Annotated in this window: 16 protein-coding genes; 9 read left to right on the top strand and 7 right to left on the bottom strand. The window is 37.7% G+C overall.

The genetic code is table 11. The features are described from left to right. Positions 1-13: 13 nt before the first annotated feature. Complete coding sequence (locus ACFINS_RS03080; protein WP_375611180.1) at positions 14-643, top strand: 50S ribosomal protein L25/general stress protein Ctc; 630 nt, start codon at positions 14-16, stop codon at positions 641-643. A 75-nt stretch (positions 644-718) separates the two neighbouring features. Beyond that, on the top strand, positions 719-1,300 hold the full coding sequence (gene pth, locus ACFINS_RS03075; protein WP_375631640.1) for an aminoacyl-tRNA hydrolase: 582 nt from the start codon (positions 719-721) through the stop codon (positions 1,298-1,300). Between the two features lie 221 nt (positions 1,301-1,521). Here pth and ACFINS_RS03070 read toward each other — a convergent pair whose 3' ends face one another. Next, positions 1,522-2,265, bottom strand: coding sequence for a L,D-transpeptidase (locus ACFINS_RS03070; RefSeq protein ID WP_375638071.1), 744 nt, complete (start codon positions 2,263-2,265; stop codon positions 1,522-1,524). Between the two features lie 265 nt (positions 2,266-2,530). Between ACFINS_RS03070 and ychF the strand changes: the two genes are divergently transcribed. Continuing rightward, positions 2,531-3,634 carry a redox-regulated ATPase YchF gene (gene ychF, locus ACFINS_RS03065; protein ID WP_375611177.1) on the top strand — a complete coding sequence of 368 codons (1,104 nt, stop codon included), beginning with the start codon at positions 2,531-2,533 and terminating at the stop codon, positions 3,632-3,634. Positions 3,635-3,793: 159 nt separating this feature from the next. On the opposite strand, the gene ACFINS_RS03060 is transcribed toward ychF, so the two are convergent. The 4 genes from ACFINS_RS03060 to petA all read right to left on the bottom strand — a co-directional run bounded on the left by ACFINS_RS03060 (position 3,794) and on the right by petA (position 7,044). Then, positions 3,794-4,234, bottom strand: a complete 441-nt coding sequence (locus ACFINS_RS03060; protein ID WP_375611176.1) for a PRC-barrel domain-containing protein — start codon at positions 4,232-4,234, stop codon at positions 3,794-3,796. 110 nt (positions 4,235-4,344) lie between these two features. After that, positions 4,345-5,241: a cytochrome c1 gene (locus ACFINS_RS03055; protein ID WP_375705886.1), complete on the bottom strand. Its 897-nt coding sequence runs from the start codon at positions 5,239-5,241 to the stop codon at positions 4,345-4,347. Further along, positions 5,235-6,491 carry a cytochrome bc complex cytochrome b subunit gene (locus ACFINS_RS03050; protein ID WP_375705885.1) on the bottom strand — a complete coding sequence of 419 codons (1,257 nt, stop codon included), beginning with the start codon at positions 6,489-6,491 and terminating at the stop codon, positions 5,235-5,237. The genes ACFINS_RS03055 and ACFINS_RS03050 overlap by 7 nt, the downstream gene beginning before the upstream one ends. Before the next feature lie 4 nt (positions 6,492-6,495). Continuing rightward, positions 6,496-7,044 carry a ubiquinol-cytochrome c reductase iron-sulfur subunit gene (gene petA / locus ACFINS_RS03045; protein ID WP_375620691.1) on the bottom strand — a complete coding sequence of 183 codons (549 nt, stop codon included), beginning with the start codon at positions 7,042-7,044 and terminating at the stop codon, positions 6,496-6,498. 725 nt (positions 7,045-7,769) lie between these two features. On the opposite strand from petA, the gene ACFINS_RS03040 reads away from it, so the two are divergent. Continuing rightward, the gene (locus ACFINS_RS03040) at positions 7,770-8,246 is read left to right on the top strand and encodes a tRNA (cytidine(34)-2'-O)-methyltransferase (RefSeq protein WP_375606355.1); all 477 of its coding nucleotides are present in this window, start codon (positions 7,770-7,772) and stop codon (positions 8,244-8,246) included. Between the two features lie 485 nt (positions 8,247-8,731). On the opposite strand, the gene ACFINS_RS03035 is transcribed toward ACFINS_RS03040, so the two are convergent. Beyond that, the gene (locus ACFINS_RS03035; RefSeq protein WP_375705884.1) at positions 8,732-9,985 is read right to left on the bottom strand and encodes a CCA tRNA nucleotidyltransferase; all 1,254 of its coding nucleotides are present in this window, start codon (positions 9,983-9,985) and stop codon (positions 8,732-8,734) included. Positions 9,986-10,230: 245 nt separating this feature from the next. Between ACFINS_RS03035 and ACFINS_RS03030 the strand changes: the two genes are divergently transcribed. The 5 genes from ACFINS_RS03030 (at position 10,231) to ACFINS_RS03010 (ending at position 18,546) form a co-directional block, all read left to right on the top strand. Next, positions 10,231-11,262, top strand: coding sequence for an AAA family ATPase (locus ACFINS_RS03030; protein WP_375612988.1), 1,032 nt, complete (start codon positions 10,231-10,233; stop codon positions 11,260-11,262). Then, on the top strand, positions 11,263-12,174 hold the full coding sequence (locus ACFINS_RS03025) for a DUF58 domain-containing protein (protein WP_375611170.1): 912 nt from the start codon (positions 11,263-11,265) through the stop codon (positions 12,172-12,174). Further along, a complete protein-coding gene (locus ACFINS_RS03020; protein WP_375611169.1) occupies positions 12,171-14,969 on the top strand; it encodes a DUF4159 domain-containing protein in 2,799 nt (932 codons plus the stop codon). The genes ACFINS_RS03025 and ACFINS_RS03020 overlap by 4 nt, the downstream gene beginning before the upstream one ends. Continuing rightward, positions 14,966-17,062, top strand: a complete 2,097-nt coding sequence (locus ACFINS_RS03015) for a glutamine amidotransferase (RefSeq protein ID WP_375611168.1) — start codon at positions 14,966-14,968, stop codon at positions 17,060-17,062. Before ACFINS_RS03020 ends, ACFINS_RS03015 begins: the two co-directional genes overlap by 4 nt. Before the next feature lie 599 nt (positions 17,063-17,661). Next, entirely contained in the window at positions 17,662-18,546 is an 885-nt protein-coding gene (locus ACFINS_RS03010) for a metallophosphoesterase family protein (protein ID WP_375611167.1), read from the top strand. Positions 18,547-19,922: 1,376 nt separating this feature from the next. On the opposite strand, the gene ACFINS_RS03005 is transcribed toward ACFINS_RS03010, so the two are convergent. Next, a complete protein-coding gene (locus ACFINS_RS03005) occupies positions 19,923-20,747 on the bottom strand; it encodes an outer membrane protein (RefSeq protein WP_375611166.1) in 825 nt (274 codons plus the stop codon). Positions 20,748-20,796 lie beyond the last annotated feature (49 nt).

Genomic DNA, 20,796 nt, shown 5'->3' with positions numbered 1-20,796 from the left:
AAGGACTTAAATTATGAGTAAAAGCTACACTCTTAAGGCCGAAAAACGCGAGCGGGTTGGTAAGGGGTCCTCCCGTGAACTTCGCCGCAACGGTCTTATTCCTGCTGTCATTTATGGTGAAAAACAACCACCTTTGGCAATAACAGTTCCCTATAAAGAAATTTTCTACAAAATTCATGCTGGTGGCTTTCGCACCACCATTGCAACGATTATTCTTGACAAGCAAAAAATTATGGTTTTGCCAAAAGATTATCAATTAGATCCCGTGCGTGACTTTCCCCTCCATGTAGACTTTTTGCGCATTTCAGCAAAATCCGTTGTAGAAGTGAATATTCCTGTCCACTTCCTCAATGAAGATACGGCACCTGGACTTAAAAAGGGTGGTGTCCTCAATATTGTTCGGCACGAAATTGAATGTACAGCTCCAGCAAGTGCTATTCCTGAAGCTATTGAAATTGATCTCTCCAGCTACTCTATTGGTGATTCTATTCACATTTCAGCAGTGCAACTGCCAAAAGATGTGACTCCCATCATCCAAGATCGAGACTTTACCATTGCAACCATTGCAGCTCCTGCTGGCATGGATGTCAGCGATGAAACTTCTGAACAAGAAAATGATGAAGAAGACACACAAACTTCATAAAACTCAAAAGGCGGGAATTTTTCCGCCTTAATTTATGAGACATTACCCTTACTCATACTTTGACTGAAGATACACATGTGGCTTATTGCTGGTCTTGGCAATCCTGGTTTACAATATCAAAATAACCGCCATAATATCGGTTTTATGGCTGTTGATGCCATTTATCAGTCCTTCTCTTTTTCTCCATGGTCAAAGAAGTTTCAAGCAGAAATCTCCAATGGTTTCATAAATAATGAGAAAATTTTTCTTATAAAACCACAAACTTTCATGAATCTTTCTGGTCAAGCTATCGGTGAAGCTTTGCGATTTTATAAATTAGATTTAAAGAATTTGATCATCATTTATGATGAACTAGACCTGTCACCGGGGAAAGTTCGTATAAAAATTGGTGGAGGACATAATGGGCATAATGGCATTAAGTCTATTGATGCCCATTGTGGTACTGACTATTGTCGTATACGCATAGGAATTGGTCATCCTGGAAGCAAAGAACTTGTTCATCAACATGTCTTGGGGAATTTTACCAAATCTGATCAAGAATGGTTATCCCCTCTCTTAGAGACAATTGCAAAAAATATCGCTCTCCTTATAAAAGATGATAAATCCCTCTTTATGAATGAAGTTTCACAAACGATAAAACACAATCAGAACCATTAGCTTGCGTGCCCCTGTCGCGTGAAGAATATGAATAAGAACTCTTAAAAAAATCCTCTTATAAACTTTCTCAAAGGCAAAATCTGTTGGCAACGTGAGAAGCTAGAAAATAGAACAGAATACAAGCTTGTATACACCTTTGAAGAAGAAAGGCTTATATTCTCTTTTGAGAGAAAGAGAAGATTGAACAGCAAACACAGCTCTCTCCAATCTTCTCCCCTAAATTAAAAAAAATCATTTGGCTGAATGGTCGACTGTAGCGGATCGTAACCATTTGATTGTTGACTATAAACTGCAGGAATACTCCTATTGTTTTGCAATACCACAACACGCGAACCAATGGGAACACGATCATAAAGATCGATAATATCTTGATTAAGCAAACGGATACACCCACTTGAAATAGCACGCCCAATTGACCACGATTCGTGTGAGCCATGAATACGGAAAAGTGTATCTTTCCCATTTTTGAACAAATAAAGTGCCCGCGCACCTAATGGATTATCGGGCCCTGGTGGCATTCCTTTCCCAAGATGACCATAACGTTCTGGTTCTCGAGCCATCATAGCTGCAGTAGGAGCCCAATTTGGCCACCGACGCTTGCGCTGTATAACCCCCTCACCTTCAAATGCTAGGCCTTCTTTACCGACACCAATCCCATAACGCAAAGCTTTTCCATTTTCACCAATAAGGTAAAGAAAACACTCTTGCGTATCTATAACCAATGTTCCAGGCGCATAAGATGTATAATAAATCACCTCTTGTCGCCAATATTTTGGATCAATTGTCGCAAGATCAACAGCAGGTAACGAATAGGTCTCATTCGTTACAGGACCATACAAAGCCTGTATTTCTGGTGGAATGTATCGAACTTGTTGAAAAGGTACCGATGACATATCTGACTGACGTGTAGCACATCCAGCCAAAGCCAAAAGTGCTGCAATTAAAAAGGCACAACGAGATAACACTCTTCTATTTTCTCCGATTAATTATTTATGCAGATTTGCATACCATGAAAAACTTAGCACAATATTAACATTAATTCGAAGTTTTCTTATCCTTTTAACTAAGGAGAACAATAAGGTAAGAAGAACTAAGGTAAAAAAGTAGATACCTATTACTTTAGACTTTTTTCTCACTTATCGCAAGACCAGGACTATAACTCTTCTGAAAATATGCTATAAAAAGGAAGCTTTATCTTGACCATAAAATTAATAGAAAAGAAAGACTCTCATGGGCTTTAAATGCGGTATTGTCGGATTACCTAATGTCGGGAAATCAACTCTTTTTAATGCATTAACAAAAACAGCCACTGCACAGGCTGCCAATTATCCTTTTTGTACCATTGAACCCAATACCGGAGAAGTTGCTGTTCCAGATTTACGAATGGAAAAAATTGCATCAATCGCTGGTTCAAAAGAAATGATTCCTACACGCATTAACTTCGTCGATATTGCGGGGCTTGTGCGAGGAGCTTCAAAAGGCGAAGGTTTAGGAAACAAGTTTTTAGCCAATATTCGCGAAGTCGATGCGATTGTCCACGTTTTACGCTGTTTTCAAAATGAAGATATTACCCATGTAGAGGGACGTATTGATCCTGTTTGTGATGCGACAACGGTTGAAACCGAACTCATGCTTGCGGATCTTGAAAGTCTTGAGAGACGAATCATACAAATCCGTAAACGAGCAACCGGAAAAGACAAAGAAGCTCTCACAATTTTACCTATTATGGAAAAAGCATTAAACATACTGCAACAGGGAAACCCTGTCCGGTTATTACTCAAAGATATTTCTTCCGATGAACACCACATTCTTAAGAGTTTGAATCTTTTAACCTCCAAGCCTGTACTTTATGTTTGTAATGTAAGCGAAAATGACGCCGCTCGTGGAAATAGCTTTACCCAAACAGTTGAAAAAATGGCAACAGAGCAAAATGCGCAAAGCATTATCATTTCTGCTTCTATCGAAGCGGAAATTACACAACTGAGTGATGCTGAAGCATCAGAATATCTCAATGCGCTAGAACTCTTTGAACCGAGTCTCAATCGCCTCATTCGCGCTGGTTACCATTTACTTGATCTCATTACTTACTTCACCTGTGGGCCTAAGGAAACACGAGCATGGACAATTACGCGTGGTACAAAAGCTCCCCAAGCAGCTGGTGTTATTCATTCAGATTTTGAGCGCGGTTTCATTCGTGCCCAAACCATCAGCTATAATGACTATATTGCTCTGGGTGGAGAAAGCGGTGCAAAGGAAGCAGGAAAAGCCCGCGATGAAGGAAAGGAATACATTGTGCAAGATGGCGATATCATGTTATTTAAACATAATACTTAAATCTTCACTCTGTCTTAATAGTTTATCTTGAAAACTTTGATAATAGCTCCTTGGAATCTTGTCGCAAAAATTCTCAAGAGTTTTTAGAACAAAAAAACTGTTGCTAGCATATGATTGTGATAGCAACAGCTTGATCCATTAAAGAATAGAAATATAAAATTAGCGTGTCCAACGCCCTTCGTATTTAAATGTTGGAGCGTTCTTTAAAGAATCTTTTGTTGCATTTGTAATGAGTTTCCATTTACCATAATCATTTGTCATCTGGATTGTTTCTGGAGAAACGACCACATAACTCTCGCCTATGCCAAGAAAACCACCAACAGCAATAACAAATCCTGCAATATTATTTTCACGCAAAATAATATCTTTTACTTCACCAATATTTTCATCTTCTATATTATATACATTGGCGCCTATAAGACTGGAAGCAACAAAATCCGTTGCTAAAGGTGTCACATAACGCACAGACTTATCTATCCCCACCTGTACAATACCCGTCGAAGAGATCATTTCAGGTTTTGAAGGCACTTCAAAAGACTGAGCATAAGTACTAGAAACCATCAAAATTGACATAAGAGTAGTACATGCAATTTTTTTCATTTTAACATCTCCATTTTTACTTTGCTTTTACTTTATAAAACCTCAATGCATCATAAAAAGATTTGTTCCTTATGCTCTTTATACTCTATACTCTTTTGAGCCTTATCACTTTACCCTTTTCTCTTTATTTCGTCTTTTATTTCTTTCTCTAATTCTTCTTCTAAACGACACCAAATACGATTTTTTAAAATATAAACAAACCCTGCAAAAATGATTAAAAATAAAATAACACGAAAACCGGTTTTTTTACGAATTTCCATATGAGGATCGGCAGCCCACATCAAAAAAGCAGAAACATCGCGCGCATAATGTTCAATGATTTCTGGGGTTCCATCTTCATAAGTAACCATACCATCACTCAAAGGAGGAGCCATAGTTAAAGAATTACCGGCAATAAAATAAGGATTATACCAATAACCATCAGAAACTTTTACCTTCTTCGGCGCTTCCTGATATCCTGTTAAAAGAGCTGTAATATAATCTGGACCAGCCGTATCATAATGAGTCAAAACATCCGTAATTAAAGCAGGAAAAGGCAAAGATACCCCACGTGCACGTGCTATCAATGTCAAATCTGGAGGATAAGCACTATTCAAAATAAATCTTGCTTCTTCTTCATGTGAAAAGGGAGAAGGAAAATAATCCGTTGCAACCCCAGCACGTTTAAAAAATTTTCCTTCTCGATTAGGACCATTGCGCACTTCATATTGCCCCGCCAAAGCTTTGATCTGTTCTTGATCATACCCAAGATCTTTTAAATTGCGAAAAGCCACATATTTTAGCCCATGGCAGCTGGAACAAACTTGTCTATAAACCTTTAATCCGCGCCTCAATTGCGCCTTATCATAAAGCCCAAATGGACCTGAAAAACTCCATTCTTGTTTTTTAGGAACCTGTAAAGGAAAAGAAATAAATCCTTCTTCCTGATCAGAGGCACCACCCGCTAAACTCTGAGCAGAAAAACTCATAGCAACAATAACAACCAGCCCGACAAAAACATTTACCATAGTCTCTTTTTTTTCTGTTTTAAATCTTGCATAATTGAAGAAGGAAGAGAACAATTTTTTTCAAACGCTGGCAAAATCGGCAAAATAACCAAAAAAAATATAAAATAATAAACCGTAGCCAATTGTGTCCATAAAAGAATTTTGTCACTTATTTCTCTTGACCCCAACCAACCAAGAAAAACGACATCAATAACCAACGCCCAAAAGAAAATTTTATAAACAGGTCGATATCTTGCTGAACATATTTTAGAGCGGTCTAACCATGGCACAAAAATTAAAATGCAAATCGAACTGACGAATAAAACAAAGCCAACAAAGTTTGAAGAGAAAATACCAATATCAAAAGTTATAGCACGAAGCATCGCATAAAAAGGCAAAAAATACCATTCTGGAACTACACGAAGAGGTGCCTTTAAAGGATCTGCCACACTATAATTTTCAACCTGCCCCATATAATCGGGCATATAAAACAAAAACCAGGCAAAGAAGATGAGAAAAACAGTAATAGCAAAAATATCTTTGATCAGTGCATAAGGCGAAAATGGAACCGTTTCCTTATCTGACTGTATAGCAAGACCCGTTGGATTTCCTTGCCCAACACAATGGATTGCCCAAATATGAAGCCCCACAAAAAGAAGCAAAACAAATGATAAAACATAATGGAAAACATAAAAACGATTCAACGTTGGTTGTCCTACGACATAACCACCCAGAAGTGTCTCATGCAACCATGACCCCACTAAAGGAATCGTTTTGAAAAGCCCTGCAATCACTGAAGCGGCAGAAATAGACATCATCCCCCAAACAAGCACATAACCAAAAAATGCTATTGCCATCATGATGATATAAATAAAAATACCTGTAACCCATACCATTTCTCGCATATTTTTATAAGAACCATAATAAAGTCCGCGCGCCAAATGGATATAAACAGCAATAAAAAAAAATGAAGAGCCTACACTGTGCCATGGACGAAAAAGCCAACCAAACTGCCCTTCACGCCGAAATCGTTCACTGGTTTCAAAAGCCAAATGAATATCCGGAACATAATGCATAGCCAAGACAATACCAGTCAAGAGCTGTGATAAAAGCATAATGGTTAAAATACCGCCAAATGTGTAAAAGTAATTAAGATTACGCGGAACAGGAAAAATCACAAATGCATTATAAAAAAAACGAGGAAGAGGAAAACGCTTATCAAACCAACGGGCAAGAGCACTTTTAGGACAATAAGGAGGAAACCTTATCATGATTTTATCCTATTTTGAGCAAAGTATCAGAAAGAAATTGGTAAGGTGGAATAGTCAAATTATAGTTAGCTGGACCTGACCGCACTCTTCCAGCAGTATCATAAACAGACCCATGACAGGGGCACAACCATCCTCCAAATTTACCCGATTGCCCAAGTGTTACACAGCCTAGATGCGTACAAAGATTAATAACAATAAGCCAATTTTCACGTCCTTTACCTGCTGAACGCGCAAAATCTGTTGCTTCCTTTTCACCTTCAAGATTAGGATTGCGCGCTTGACGATCTTTTAGAAGTCTCAATTCAGTAGCGCGCGCATCAGCAATTTCTTTTGCCGTACGATTTCGAATAACAACAGGCTGTCCTCGCCACTTTACCGTTACTGACATCCCCTCTTCAATACCAGAAAGATCAACCTCAACAGAGGAAGATGCCAAAACAGCTTCATCTGGACGCAACTGACGGATAAAAGGCCACACAACCGCTCCCATTCCAACTGCTCCTGCAACAGCTGTTACCAAAAACAGAAAATCCCGCCTCGTTTGCTCACCCATGGCCTTAACTTAAAGAGACACTTTGCTAAAACATTCTTTTACCATACCCTCTCCCATTGTACAATGCTTGATCACTCCGTTACCTCAACCATAAAAACATCCCCGTAAAAAACTCCTGCCATTTGTATGGTTTATACAAAAAACTGTTTTATAATGATAATTCATCGTTTTACAGAGTGAATGAAATCCCTAAACACCGTAAGGTTTTTTCATTTCAAACCTATTCATATTAATCAATCAAAATTACTCCCCCGCCCGTGAAAATCAGACATAGCATGTAAATAAACACTTCTAAAGAAAGAAACATAGTCTTGTTATGACCATATCTCAGCAAACAAGTTGAGCTTATCGGTTATTTCTTTAACACATTTACAGCATCTCTCCCTCCCTCAATTCCAACTGGTTGCATGAGTATTTTTTTCGCTTCTGTTTTTGCATAAAAAGCATATTTTGTTGATTTTAATTAAAATGGATGATCCAACCTCATTAAATATCCCACTTTTCAACATAATGAGCCAATCCATTCATGGATCGCTCAATAAAATGAAGTCCCGAATAGGGAGCTTCTCTCTTATCCCAAACAGATCTGTATACATAACTTTTTCCCTGAAATTTAAAGGGTATAAAAATTAACCGTAAAAAACATGTATTTCTCAAAGCATATTTTTCGAATAAATTGTGGTATTTCTTTACAAAGTCGAAAGAAAAATCATATTACAGAGAACATGACACTTCATATAGCTCTTTTCCAACCTGATATTGCTGGTAATACTGGAACGATTTTACGTCTTAGCGCTTGCTTTGGTTTACATGTGCACATTATTGAACCTGCAGGCTTTAATCTGTCGGATCGTAATCTCAAACGCGCAGGATTGGATTATCTCGAATATGCGTCCTTAGAACGACACATTGATTGGCAACATTTTATAAGCTCCATGAAACACTTTAACCGCCGCCTGTTGCTTTTAAGTACAAAAGCAAAAACATGCTATACGCAGATATGCTATCAAAGAAATGATGTTTTACTTTTTGGTCGGGAATCAGCTGGAGTTCCCGATTATGTTCATGAAACGGCCGATTACACACTGAAAATTCCCATGCAACCACAGGCACGCTCTCTCAATCTCGCCATGAGCGTGGCTATAACAACAGGAGAAGCATTGCGCCAAATTGGTTATTATGAAAGAAAATGTATTTTATAAAAATATAAATTATCACGAAAAACAATAATACAACATATAAAGAACAGTTAGAGCGTATAATGCCTATCATTTTCAAACAATTAAGTGCTTGTAAAATAAACATTTCTTAGTACCCATCACATCCATTTCATATCACCTCATATCACCACCTATGAATGATTAAATACTCCTCATAGTAAAAATCCAGTGAACATCCCCCTCTTTATGGTCATACAAGGTGCAAACCGCTACCACTATTCTCTTTATTCGTTCTCATTTTCGAGAATCCTTATCTTTGAGATGATTCATAAGAGACATTTTTCCTCTCTGTAATCATTTTTCCTCACTTGTGACGTGTAAGGCAATAACTTTGATTGATGTAATATGAACAGGTTTGAAATAACCTTACAATATTGTGGACTCTTCTTTCACATGAATAATGATTATTATAAATTAATATGTTGACTTAAAAAATATAAAAAACAATGGGTTTATAAACAGAAATATTATAAATCAATTTTTTCTAATAGTGCATGACGATCCATTAAAAATCCGCTTTCAATCCATATCATTTCTAGCTCTTTAAGCTTTTTTCCTAAAAGTATACCTTTCGTAAAACCTTTTTTTATTAAATCGTTACCATTAATAGGAAAAGTTGGAATTTGCCATTTTTTGGCAAATTGATAAAGCTTGACATAACCCTCTGCTTTTTGCAAAGCATCACTTTTTTCCAGATGATCAAGATGTGATGCAGCGACAGACAACGATAATTGATCTAAAACTGGCTGTCGTCCATGAAAATAAATCAGTTTTTGCACAAAATGATCAGAACAGTTTTGGTTTATTATTTCTAACTCTGCCCATTCTTTTAATCGCGTTGTTTCCTTAAGAGAAAAACGCAAGCGCTGTGCCATTTCATGAAGACGCATGGGATCAGGAGGAAGAAGGCTTTCTAGCCGTAACAATGGATCAACTTTCCAACCAAGATCCTGTTCTGTCTTCACCAATGCGTGAATTGCATCAATACCCCATCGTTCTGTTTCAGGAAAAATGAGTGCCAAAATTCTGCTTTGTCGCATCCATAAAAGAGCACGCGTTGGATCAAACGCCGCAAGAAGCTTTTTCATTTCTGCCCAAATACGTTCAGAAGAAAGTTTTTTTAAACCGTGTTTTAAACGAACACATGCCTTCAATCCTTGCACATCAGGTCGCCCTGCTCCATACCACGCAAAAAAGCGAAAAAACCGTAAAATACGCAAATAATCTTCGCCAATACGATCTTCTGCAACCCCAATAAAACGAACTGTTCGGCTAGCAATATCACTCAAACCTCCCACATCATCATAAAGGTTGCCAGCAGCATCACAATAAAGCGCATTTATCGTAAAATCTCGCCGTTCAGCATCTTTTTTCCAATCACGACCAAATGCCACTTTTGCATGACGACCATCTGTTTCAATATCGCAGCGAAGCGTTGTAACCTCATAAGAACATGAATGAGCAACTACTGTTATTGTACCAAAAGCAATCCCTGTAGGAATAGCTTTAAATCCTGCTTCTTCTACACGTGCAATAACCTGTTGCGGCAAACAGGTTGTTGCAATATCAATATCACTAATAGGCTGCCCTAGCAGTTGATTGCGCACTGCTCCCCCTACAATACGCGCCTCTTCCCCCTCCACAGACAAAACACGAAGAAGTGTTTGGATATCACTTTGTTGTAACCACGCAACCTGTTTGAAGTTCTGTCTTATATTCACCCTTTAACCTTTCAAAAAAGTTGTCTTCATTGCTTTAAAAAACTCTCTTCATAAAACAAATTTTTTAAGACATCCCTTATAAAGCACGTCTATTCTTCCAAAGAAACTTTTCTCTTCTATACGAATATGAAAAAAAACGGCATATGATACTTCATTTCTTCTCATTTTCTGTTACAAACAATAAGATATCCATTATCATGCAGAGAAAATTACCATTTTTGCGACAAACGCCTTAAGGAAGAAATATGAGTCAACATGATCCATCATCCAATTCTATAAAAAAGGTCAATATCAATCATGAAGCTCAAGTCATTATTGATGATATTGATACGGCACACAAAGAATTGGATATTTTACAAAAAGAAATTGACAAAGTTATTTTTGGGCAAAATCAGGTAATCGAATATGCTTTAATCGCTATTTTTGCTGGTGGTCACGCCCTTCTTGTCGGTGCTCCAGGACTTGCAAAAACACGTCTTGTTGAAACATTGGGAACAGTCTTAGGGCTTGATGAAAAACGCATCCAATTCACTCCTGACTTAATGCCATCGGATATTATTGGTTCTGAAATTATGGATTCCGATAAAGACGGTAAACGTTCTTTTCGATACATTCAAGGTCCTATTTTTACGCAACTTCTCATGGCCGATGAAATCAATCGTGCTTCCCCACGGACACAGTCAGCCCTTTTACAAGCTATGCAAGAATATCATGTTACTGTTGCAGGTAACCGTTATGATTTGCCACAACCTTTTCATGTTCTTGCAACGCAAAATCCTCTCGAACAAGAAGGGACCTATCCACTTCCTGAAGCACAACTGGATCGCTTTTTGATGCAAATCGATATTGACTATCCTGACCTCACAACAGAGCGACGGATTATTTTAGAAACAACAAAAGAAAAAAAATCAAATGCAAAACCAATTTTATCCGGCAAAAAATTGCAAAAAATTCAAAATATCGTTCGCAAAATGCCTCTTTCAGAAAGTGTGATCGAAGCTATTTTAAAAATTGTCCGCTCATCTCGCCCTCATAAAGACAATAGCCTTGCTAATACTTATGTTTCTTGGGGACCTGGTCCACGGGCATCACAAGCCCTTTCACTTTGTGTTCGCGCCCGTGCTCTTTATTATGGACGCTTAGCCCCTTCACTTGATGATGTTGAAGCATTGGCCTATCCTGTATTACAACACCGCATGGCTCTTAATTTTTCTGCCCGTGCTGAAGATATAACCGTAAAAGATATTATTAATAACCTTGTGAAAGATGCTCTTTGAATGGCTCTTGGCAAAAAAGTTTTACAAAAGCCTCCATTGTCGCTGGCAAATGAACTGCATAAGGATACTGGCAAAATGCCATATTTCCTTTTACAAGCGCGTCATATCGCTAATACATTGATAACCGGATGGCATAGACAACGTAAAAGCGGTAATGGGGAAAACTTTTGGCAATTTCGTCCCTATATGGAAGGAGAATCCATTAGCCGCATTGACTGGCGTCGCTCAGCGCGTGATGAAAATACATATCTCCGTGAACATGAATGGCAAATGACACAAACCGTTTGGCTTTGTCCTGATCAGAGCGCATCAATGCATTACTGTTCGCGCTTTTCTAAAATCTCTAAAGGTAATCATGCCATTATTCTTACCCTTACCTTGGCATCCCTTCTTGCACGCAGTGGCGAACATATTGCTATTCCTAACTTAATGTCCCCCACAATGACATCCAATGTCGTAGAACGAATAGCCTTTGCTTTAGAAAATCATTCCGATGAAAATTTATTTCCGGATTTTTCAACGATTACACGCTTTTCACATGTCGTTATAATGAGTGATTTTCTCGATTATCCTGAAAAAATCATCCAACATTTAACCGTTTTAACTACAAAACAGGTGACAGCTCATTTAATTGAAATCTCTGATCCCGCAGAAGAAAGCTTTCCCTACACAGGTCACACAGAATTTTTGGATCCCGAAACGAAAGAGAAACATGTTTCCACTAAAGCAGAAGATCTTCGTAAGAGCTATTGTAAACTATATCACGCAAGGCGACAAGAATTGGTAAATTTTTGCGCACGCCAAGGATGGTCTTATCACGTTAGTACAACAGATCAACCTTTAACAGAGACCATTTTTCATCTTGCAAATACAATGAGCGACTCTCCATTGCAAAAAAGGAGGGCACTTTGAGTTTTGCTGCTCCCTTTCTGTTACTAGGGCTTTTGTTCCTACCGGTCATTTGGTGGCTGTTGCGGATAACTCCTCCATCTCCGCGTAAAGAGCTTTTTCCCCCTTTTCGCTTCTTACCCAAACCAACTCATCAACAAGAAACAGCAAAACATACACCTTGGTGGTTGCTCTTGTTGCGTTTAACCATAGCGGCACTTGTTATCATAGCTCTAGCACGCCCCACTTGGAATCAAAAACCAATAAGCTTTTCCGGATCTCAACCCCTTGCACTCATTATTGATAATGGTTGGGTTTCTGTAAAAGAATGGAAACAGCGCATCTCTATCGCTGAAATGCTCCTTGCACAGGCAGAAAAACAGCAAAAAAATATTTATCTTGTTGCAACGGCTGAAAATAATATCTCCAATATAGAGCCCCAACCAGCCAAGATTATAAAACAGCATTTAATGCATTTGCAACCGCGTCCTTGGCCTGTCAACCGTGTGCATGCCTTCAAAAAACTCAGCGAAAGAACCAAAGGAAAACCTCTTGATATTGCTTATTTAAGTGATGGATTACAAACAAATGAAGATGAGCAAGCTTTTGCTCTTCTTGAAGAATTAAAACCTAGAAACTTCTTGTGGTATTTGACTGATATTTCCGATTTAACCGGCATAACATCCATAGAAAATAATAATGGAAACATGGGCGCGCGTATTATCCGCTCAACAACACACAGTAATACTCCCGCTATACTCAGCCTTTACGATTCAAATAATCAACTTCTCGGTCAATTTACGAACAAGTTCTCTGAAGGAGAAACAACAGCACTTGTTCCTTTTAATGTACCACTTGAACTACGCAATGATATCGCTTGGATAAAAATAAACAATCAAAACCATGCTGCTGCAACCTTCTTGGTAGATAGCCATAACAGGATAAGCCGTGTTGCTCTTCTCTCACCCGATACCAATGAAATGGCACAGCCTTTACTTGCTCCATTTTATTACATTATCAAAGCCTTACAAGGTCATACACAGCTTATAACAGCCGGTGGAAGAGAACTTTCAACGGATATTGATCATTTGCTTAAACAAAATCCATCTGTTTTGATTATGGGTGACATTGTTAACATACCCCCAAAAGCAGAAAAAAAACTTTCTGATTTTGTGAATAAAGGGGGAACACTCATCCGCTTTGCAGGAGAAAAACTCAGTAGCGCAGAACATTACGATAACCTTCTTCCGATACCACTGCGCCCAGGTCAACGTTCCCTTGGAAGTATTATGTCTTGGACAAAACCACAAAAGCTTGCCCCTTTTGCAAAAAATAGCTTTTTCTTTGGTCTTCCCTTTCCAGGAGATGTTACTGTCTCGCGCCAAATCCTCGCAGAACCAACCCCAGATCTTTTTGAAAAAACGTGGCTTAGCCTTTCGGATGGAACTCCTCTTGTTACCGCAGCAAAACGTGGTAAAGGAACCCTCATTCTCATTCATGTTGCTCCTGACCCAACATGGTCTAACCTTCCTCTTTCTGGCTTTTTTGCACAAATGCTGCAAAAATTAATCACATTAGGTTCTAACGAAAACACAAACCTAACACACAGAGAAAAAAGAACAGTGATACAAAACCCTTGGCGAACTATAGCCATTGACGGACAATTACAAGTACCACCCTCTGATGTTGTTCCTTTGATCTTTGACTCTCAAAATCCACCCCATCCTTCCTACCATACTCCCCCAGGACTTTATGGTGCCAAAAACAATTTTTATGCACTCAATCTCTTAACTCATTCGTCGCACTTGATGAAACAATCATCATTGCCAACTTCTCTTAATAAAAGCCCTTTATCTTACGATACAAAAGAAAAAAATCTTATCGGTCCACTTTTAGGATTAGCCATCTTATTATTCGCCTTTGACAATTTTCTCATTTTATGGATGGGAGATATTTTTTCTTTCATGAAACGGCGTAATATGTTTCTCGTCCCCTTTATAAGTCTTATTGCCTTGTTTTCATATGATCCAACTCTTCATGCACAAACGAAAGAAAATCATCATGATAGTGTACAAGCTGCTGGCGCAACACATCTTGCCTATGTTATAACCAATAATCATGAAATTGATACAACGAGTAAAAGTGGTCTAGAAGCGTTAAGTCAATTTATCGCAGAGCGCACAATGCTTACCCTTGGCTCTGTTACAGCACTTGATCTCGATAAAGATGAACTCTCTTTTTATCCTCTTATTTACTGGCCAATTGATGTTAAGAGTCCTATACCAACCCCCAAAAGCCTTGAAAAAATAAATAACTTTATGAAACATGGGGGAACAATTTTATTTGACACGCGCGATCAGATAAAGAGCAATCTTAATCTTGAAGGAGACGCTACTCCAGAAACGCAAAGATTACGAGATATCTTAAAAGAGTTAAATATTCCATCCATTGAGCCAGCATCAACAGATCATGTTGTTGCACGTTCTTTTTATATTATGCCAGATTTTCCTGGTCTCTACCGTGGTTCACCTTTATGGGTTGAATCCTCATCAACAAACAAAAAAAATAAAAACTCTCTTGCCAACGGCGATAACGTAAGCTCCCTTCTCATCACCGCAAATAACTTTGCTGGGGCTTGGGCACTCGATGAAAAAGGGGCATGGAAATATCCCCTTGTTCCCAATGATCCAATGCAACGTCTATGGGCATTTCGTGCAGGTTTAAATATTGTCCTTTATGTGCTTACAGGAAACTATAAAGCGGATCAAGTGCATGTTCCAGCACTCTTGGAACGCTTTAAAAGAGAAAGAAGGCAATGATATCATTTTTCACTTTTCAGCCTTTTTTACCACTCTTTTGGATTCTGCTCTTAAGCGGAATATCGATTCTTTTTGTCGTTGTTGGTCTTGTTACGCAACGGCAAGGTTCTTTATTTCGTCTGATGGCATTAAGCGCCCTTATCCTTGCTTTGCTCAATCCAATGATCATAAAAGAACAGCGCGAACCACTGAAAAGCACAGTAGGCATTGTCATTGACCGCAGCAAAAGCCAATCATTTGGAACACGTACAAATGATAGTGATGAAGCGCGCAGGCAATTAGTCGAAACACTGGCGCATTATCCACAATTTGAACCACGCTTTATTGAAGCTGGGAAACTTGCTGATAATCAATATGCACCCTCAACGAATTTGTTTGAAGCTTTAACACAAGCATTATCTGATGTACCGTTCTCTCGTTATGCAGGAACCATTTTTATCACCGATGGACAAGTGCATGACATCCCTGACCTATCAGATCTTCATCATGAAGCACCTCTCAATGCCCTGATTACAGGATACTCAGATGAATTTGATCGCCAAATCAAGTTTATTTCTCCTCCACGCTTTGCCCTTGTCAACAAACCACAAACGCTCTCCATTTTGGTAGAAGATAAAGGCCCCGCCAAAAAAACAATATCAGAGAAAGCAAATATTACACTAAGCGTCAATGGACAAGACATTGGCCATTATTCTGTAACTCCTGGCGTGATTTTTCAAACTGAAATTACCCTTCCTCATGCTGAAAAAAATATTATCCAAGTTATAACTGATCCACACAAAGGTGAACTAAGCTTGGAAAACAACCGCGCCATAACAATTATTGAAGGAATCAGAGAAAATTTACGCGTTCTTCTTATTTCAGGTGCTCCTTATAATGGAGAACGGACATGGCGAGACCTTTTGAAAGGTGACTCCAATATTGATCTTGTTCACTTTACTATTTTGCGTCCCCCCACCAAAGCAGATAATACGCCCTCAAGCCAATTATCCTTAGTGGTCTTTCCCACAAGAAAACTCTTTGTTGAAGAAATTAATAACTTTGATCTCATCATCCTTGATGGCTACCAGCACTCTACTGTTCTCCCCTTAATCTATTATGATTATATCGCCCAATATGTACAAAAGGGGGGTGCATTGTTGATGGTAACAGGACCTGAATTTACCCAAAAAAACTCACTTGCGAAAACACCTTTAATAAGCATTCTACCGGCATTGCCCAATGGAACTATTATTGAAAAACCTTTTCGCCCCACATTAACCAAAGAAGGTGAGCGCCATCCTGTCACAAGGGGTCTTGCAACACTTAACCTTCCCGCTTCTCAATGGGGGCAATGGTTGCGACAAATTGCTATTCAAAACATAAATAACGGAATCGCCCTCATGAAAGGAGCGGATGAACAACCACTTTTACTTCTCTCCCATGTTGATAAAGGACGTGTGGGCATGTTGCTTTCTGATGAAAGTTGGCTTTGGGCACGAGGTTTCGAAGGCGGTGGTCCTTATGCTGCTCTTTATCGTCGTATTGCCCATTGGCTCATGAAAGAACCAGAACTTGAGGAAGAAAAATTAAGTGCGACCAGCAGCCATCATCATTTAACAATTCGCCGCCAAACTCTAAAAGACCATCCAGAACCCGCTGAAATAATCTTTCCCTCTGGAAAAAAAGAAAATATTACTCTGACCAAAGAGAAAGAAGGCCTTTTTACTGCAACTGTGACCACTGATGAGACAGGAATTTTTAACATTAAAAATGGCGGTTTAACAATACTTTCTTCTGTAGGGATGCTCGATAATCTTGAGTTGTTTGACTTGATTTCAACACAAGAAAAACTAGCCCCCATTATTAAGCACACTGGTGGCTACATCGGACGTTTACACCCTGAAGGAAAAGAAAACATTCATCTTCCTCCATTTAAGCTGATTCAATCAAAAACAAGTCCGTCCTCTTCCCCAGCACATTCAATTGTTCTGAAAGAAGCAACAGAAACCCGTTTAATCAATACCTTTTATTTTTCGATATTTTCTGGTTTTTTTGCACTGCTTGCTTGCCTTTTACTGTTGAGCAGCATGTGGTATTATGAAGGCCGTTAAAAAGTCTGAGATTTCGTATAATAGTTTTAAAATTCAGCTTATCTTTTTACGTATTTACTTGTCTTTTGTAATTAGATAACGTATTGATTTATAACTCAAAATACAGTGGAATTCTCCTTATTTCCAATATCCTCATATTAAAACAATAAAAAACATTCTCTTGCGTATTATTAGAAGGGATGCTGTATGGATAGAAACCATTGAAGAAAAGAGTGAAATACCTCTTATGAATCCTCTTAAAGCAAAGCAAGGATTTTCATAAAATTGGGGGAAAATAGTATGATGTTTTTTATTTGCACCTTGTATTAAGTGTAGAGATGGTAGTGTACAGTAAGCCCTATATAGTTCACAGAAGCTTTCCATTATAATATCGAGTACCATCGTGAAATTAGCTCAAACGCATTGAGAAATGTTTTTTTTTTACAAATATGTGAATCTACAACACAATGATATTTTATTAGGGATATTCTATTTGGAACATTCCGCTTGAGACATTCTTTTTTGCAAGCTAATTTTCATTTTACAATCTTTCTTGCCTTTAAGCACTAACTTATCTTATGTTTATTCTTTAAATCGTTTTTAATACTTTACGAGCTTTTATGTTTTATCTTGCCCATATATCGGATGTACATCTTTCCCCTCTCCCGCAACCTTCCCTTTTTGAACTTTCTGGGAAACGTCTTACCGGTTATCTGAACTGGCAAAAAAAACGTAAGAGTCAGATGGCAACAGATGTCCTAGAAACTTTAATAGATGCCTTGAACAAAACAAAACCTGATCACCTTGTGATCTCTGGTGATCTTGTAAATCTTGCTCTCGATAAAGAATTTGTACAAGCTCATCGTTGGCTACTTAACCTAGGAAAACCTCAAGATATTTCTTTGACATTTGGAAATCACGATGCCTATGTCCGGGGCGCTTTACAAAAAGCATGCACTCTCTTTAAACCTTGGATTACAGGTGACATCCCTCAAAAAAGTGCCTTTCCTTATATGCGCATTCGCAAAGATGTTGCCATCATAGCAGCTTCTTCAGCCATTGCGACATTGCCTTTTCAAGCTTCTGGCTATTTTGGTAAAATGCAAGCGCAAACTTTACCGCTCTTTTTAAAGGAAGCAGCACAGCGCAACCTTTTTCGTGTCGTCATGATTCACCACCCCCCCTTTCCAAAGGCAACGTCTTGGCATAAAAAACTACGGGATATAAAACGTTTTCTAGACATTATCAAATACCACGGTTGTGAGCTTATTCTTCACGGACATACTCATTTACCCACATTGAATTACATTGAAGGACCAATTAAAAAAATTCCTATTGTTGGTGTTCCTTCCGCATCACAAGCTTTTGGTGATAAAAAACCGCCCGCAGGCTTTAATTTATTTTCCATTGAACGCTTACAAAATCAATGGCATTGCCAATTACAACGTTATAGCATTATCAACCCCAAAAACGAGATTGCATGTACTGAAACAATTAATCTTTAAACACCTTCATAGTTGCCCAAACAACAAAAAATAAAAACATTTTTATTTCACATCCCTTTGGAAATCATAATTCTTATTTCCCTTTTTCTCCTTAAAAGATAAAGTTTCACCTTCTCTGTCAATAGATCAATTTTTCTCAGACAGTTCCATCTGCTGCCCCACTTATGTGACTAGCTTTTTACAAACTTATCGGTTTTCTTCCTTCCCGCTCTAAAGGACGAAAATTCTACCACATCTGATTTATAAATAATTCGGATTCTTGTCTCACGGGTTCCAGCTGCTAATTGCGCATGTGATTTACTTCACAAAGCTCTACACATAAACCCTGCTTTGAATTTCATCATCCACTCCTCCAAAAGCATCTAATGCCTAAAATCCTTATATTATTACAATGATGATATTTTATAGAATAATAGAGACGCTCATTCAGCTTCTATACCTGAAAATCAATGGCTAAAAAAGCCAAATAATAACTAAAGTATATAATTTAAATAACCCAACCTACTTGTGATTCATAAACAAATGATGTTGATTGATTTATCGTAAATAGATTTGAAATGATCCATTACTATTTCACTCGAAATTTATTATCGTACATTAAAAAATTAGGAAAATAATAGATTATATTTCGATAACAGACATAGGTAATAATGTTTTTTATGTCTCAATAAATTCCTAATTTTCTCTCTATTTTTTCCTATAAATCACTTTATAATACTCTTTATAATTATTTTATTATTGAATTATATTGCGGATGTAATTTTACGTTCTTTAGAATTTTTTTGCGAGCTTTTTGTTATTAAATAAAATATTTTACGATACCGCAAAACAGAAAAGTTGATTGTATGAAAAATCTTTCAAATAAAATAAAATGCCATTAGCTTGCCAATTCACATGTTGGTTTAAAAAAGCATCTTTTAAAGCACCCAAACCCATTTCCCGACGGTACCTATGAATGATGTAATGTTAAGTCCATTTAGCAACACCATCTTCACGTTTATGGAAAAGCAAGCTAGTATCAAAATCTCACACTTTGCCACCCCCTAATGTAGCGACAGCCTTTAGCACTTAAAATGGTTCATAAGAAGCATTTTTATTCTTTCTTTAATGTTTTTATCTCACGACGCCCCCTCTTTTTGACGTGCAAAAGACATGGTTTTGATCGGTTCAATATGGTATAGGTTTAAAATGAGAAAATCTTATGACACTTGGGTCTCTCACTCAACATGACAAAAAGTAATTTATGTTTACAAATCAAAGTATTGTTCGAATAAAATAGTAGCTCTTTTGAGTAAAGGATATTTACTAGAACATATCTGAAAAATAAAAGCCTCATTCGAAAATGAGACTTTTGAAGTGTTTAATTCTGCAAAAAATTAAAATTTATAAGCTACACCCACACGAAAATCATTTGTCTTGTAGCCCATTTCAAATTTATCCTGTATGAACTTCTTTTTGCCAAAATCTGAATAACGATATTCTGCACGTACAATAATATTATCAGTCATTGCAAAATCAATACCACCTCCAAGGGTATAACCAATCATGGTCTTTTTTTCATCATGCAACCAATCAGAAAAATCAACTTCTCCATTTTTGCTATCAGCTACTGCCGCAAAAATATTCTGAAGCTGCGTATAAGCAATCCCTCCAGAAATATAAGGCATCATACGCTCAATCGCAAAACCAACTCTCACCCGTGTAGCACCAGCCCATTTTTGTTTTAAAGTATGACGTACAGCTTTAATAGGTGTTGTCGAATCCTCCTCATGCAAATCTCTTGTTAGACTTGTTTTTTCTACAAGTTTTGGTGTTTCTTCAGTTGAACTTTTTTTCGGTAGATTGACATCTTTAGAATTCTTTTTACCAAACCACATAATATCTGTATCAATACCTATAATAAAACTATTATCGATATCAATATTGGAACCTGCATAAACTCCCCCGATAAAACCAGAAAGTTTAGGTAAATTCTCCTTTCCAATTGGATTCCATATCCCTGTCTCATGTTTTAAATAACTTGCAGTTGTTTTACCTGAAAAGTTACCAATCTGTCCTCCAAGATAAAATCCTGTCCAAGACAAAGCAGGTGCTGGAATAACAGGAACAGGTTGTTCAGGAATAACGATATCCGACGCCTGTACTACAGAAATTGAAATTAAAGAAAATATAGATGTTGAGGCTAAATACTTTGTAATCATAATTGCTCCCCTAAAAGCTAATGTGATACATAAATAATGATAAATCGTT

The organism is Bartonella sp. AA2SXKL (assembly GCF_042197205.1).
Classification (GTDB): domain Bacteria; phylum Pseudomonadota; class Alphaproteobacteria; order Rhizobiales; family Rhizobiaceae; genus Bartonella.
This window is presented reverse-complemented; position numbering and strand designations above follow the sequence as displayed.

Coding starts and splice junctions, on each gene's coding strand:
- pth (WP_375631640.1), top strand. CDS start 719: ATGTGGCTTATTGCTGGTCTTGGCAATCCTGGTTTACAATATCAAAAT.
- ACFINS_RS03080 (WP_375611180.1), top strand. CDS start 14: ATGAGTAAAAGCTACACTCTTAAGGCCGAAAAACGCGAGCGGGTTGGT.
- ACFINS_RS03040 (WP_375606355.1), top strand. CDS start 7,770: ATGACACTTCATATAGCTCTTTTCCAACCTGATATTGCTGGTAATACT.
- ACFINS_RS03010 (WP_375611167.1), top strand. CDS start 17,662: ATGTTTTATCTTGCCCATATATCGGATGTACATCTTTCCCCTCTCCCG.
- petA (WP_375620691.1), bottom strand. CDS start 7,044: ATGGGTGAGCAAACGAGGCGGGATTTTCTGTTTTTGGTAACAGCTGTT.
- ACFINS_RS03050 (WP_375705885.1), bottom strand. CDS start 6,491: ATGATAAGGTTTCCTCCTTATTGTCCTAAAAGTGCTCTTGCCCGTTGG.
- ACFINS_RS03030 (WP_375612988.1), top strand. CDS start 10,231: ATGAGTCAACATGATCCATCATCCAATTCTATAAAAAAGGTCAATATC.
- ychF (WP_375611177.1), top strand. CDS start 2,531: ATGGGCTTTAAATGCGGTATTGTCGGATTACCTAATGTCGGGAAATCA.
- ACFINS_RS03060 (WP_375611176.1), bottom strand. CDS start 4,234: ATGAAAAAAATTGCATGTACTACTCTTATGTCAATTTTGATGGTTTCT.
- ACFINS_RS03055 (WP_375705886.1), bottom strand. CDS start 5,241: ATGGTAAATGTTTTTGTCGGGCTGGTTGTTATTGTTGCTATGAGTTTT.
- ACFINS_RS03015 (WP_375611168.1), top strand. CDS start 14,966: ATGATATCATTTTTCACTTTTCAGCCTTTTTTACCACTCTTTTGGATT.
- ACFINS_RS03025 (WP_375611170.1), top strand. CDS start 11,263: ATGGCTCTTGGCAAAAAAGTTTTACAAAAGCCTCCATTGTCGCTGGCA.
- ACFINS_RS03005 (WP_375611166.1), bottom strand. CDS start 20,747: ATGATTACAAAGTATTTAGCCTCAACATCTATATTTTCTTTAATTTCA.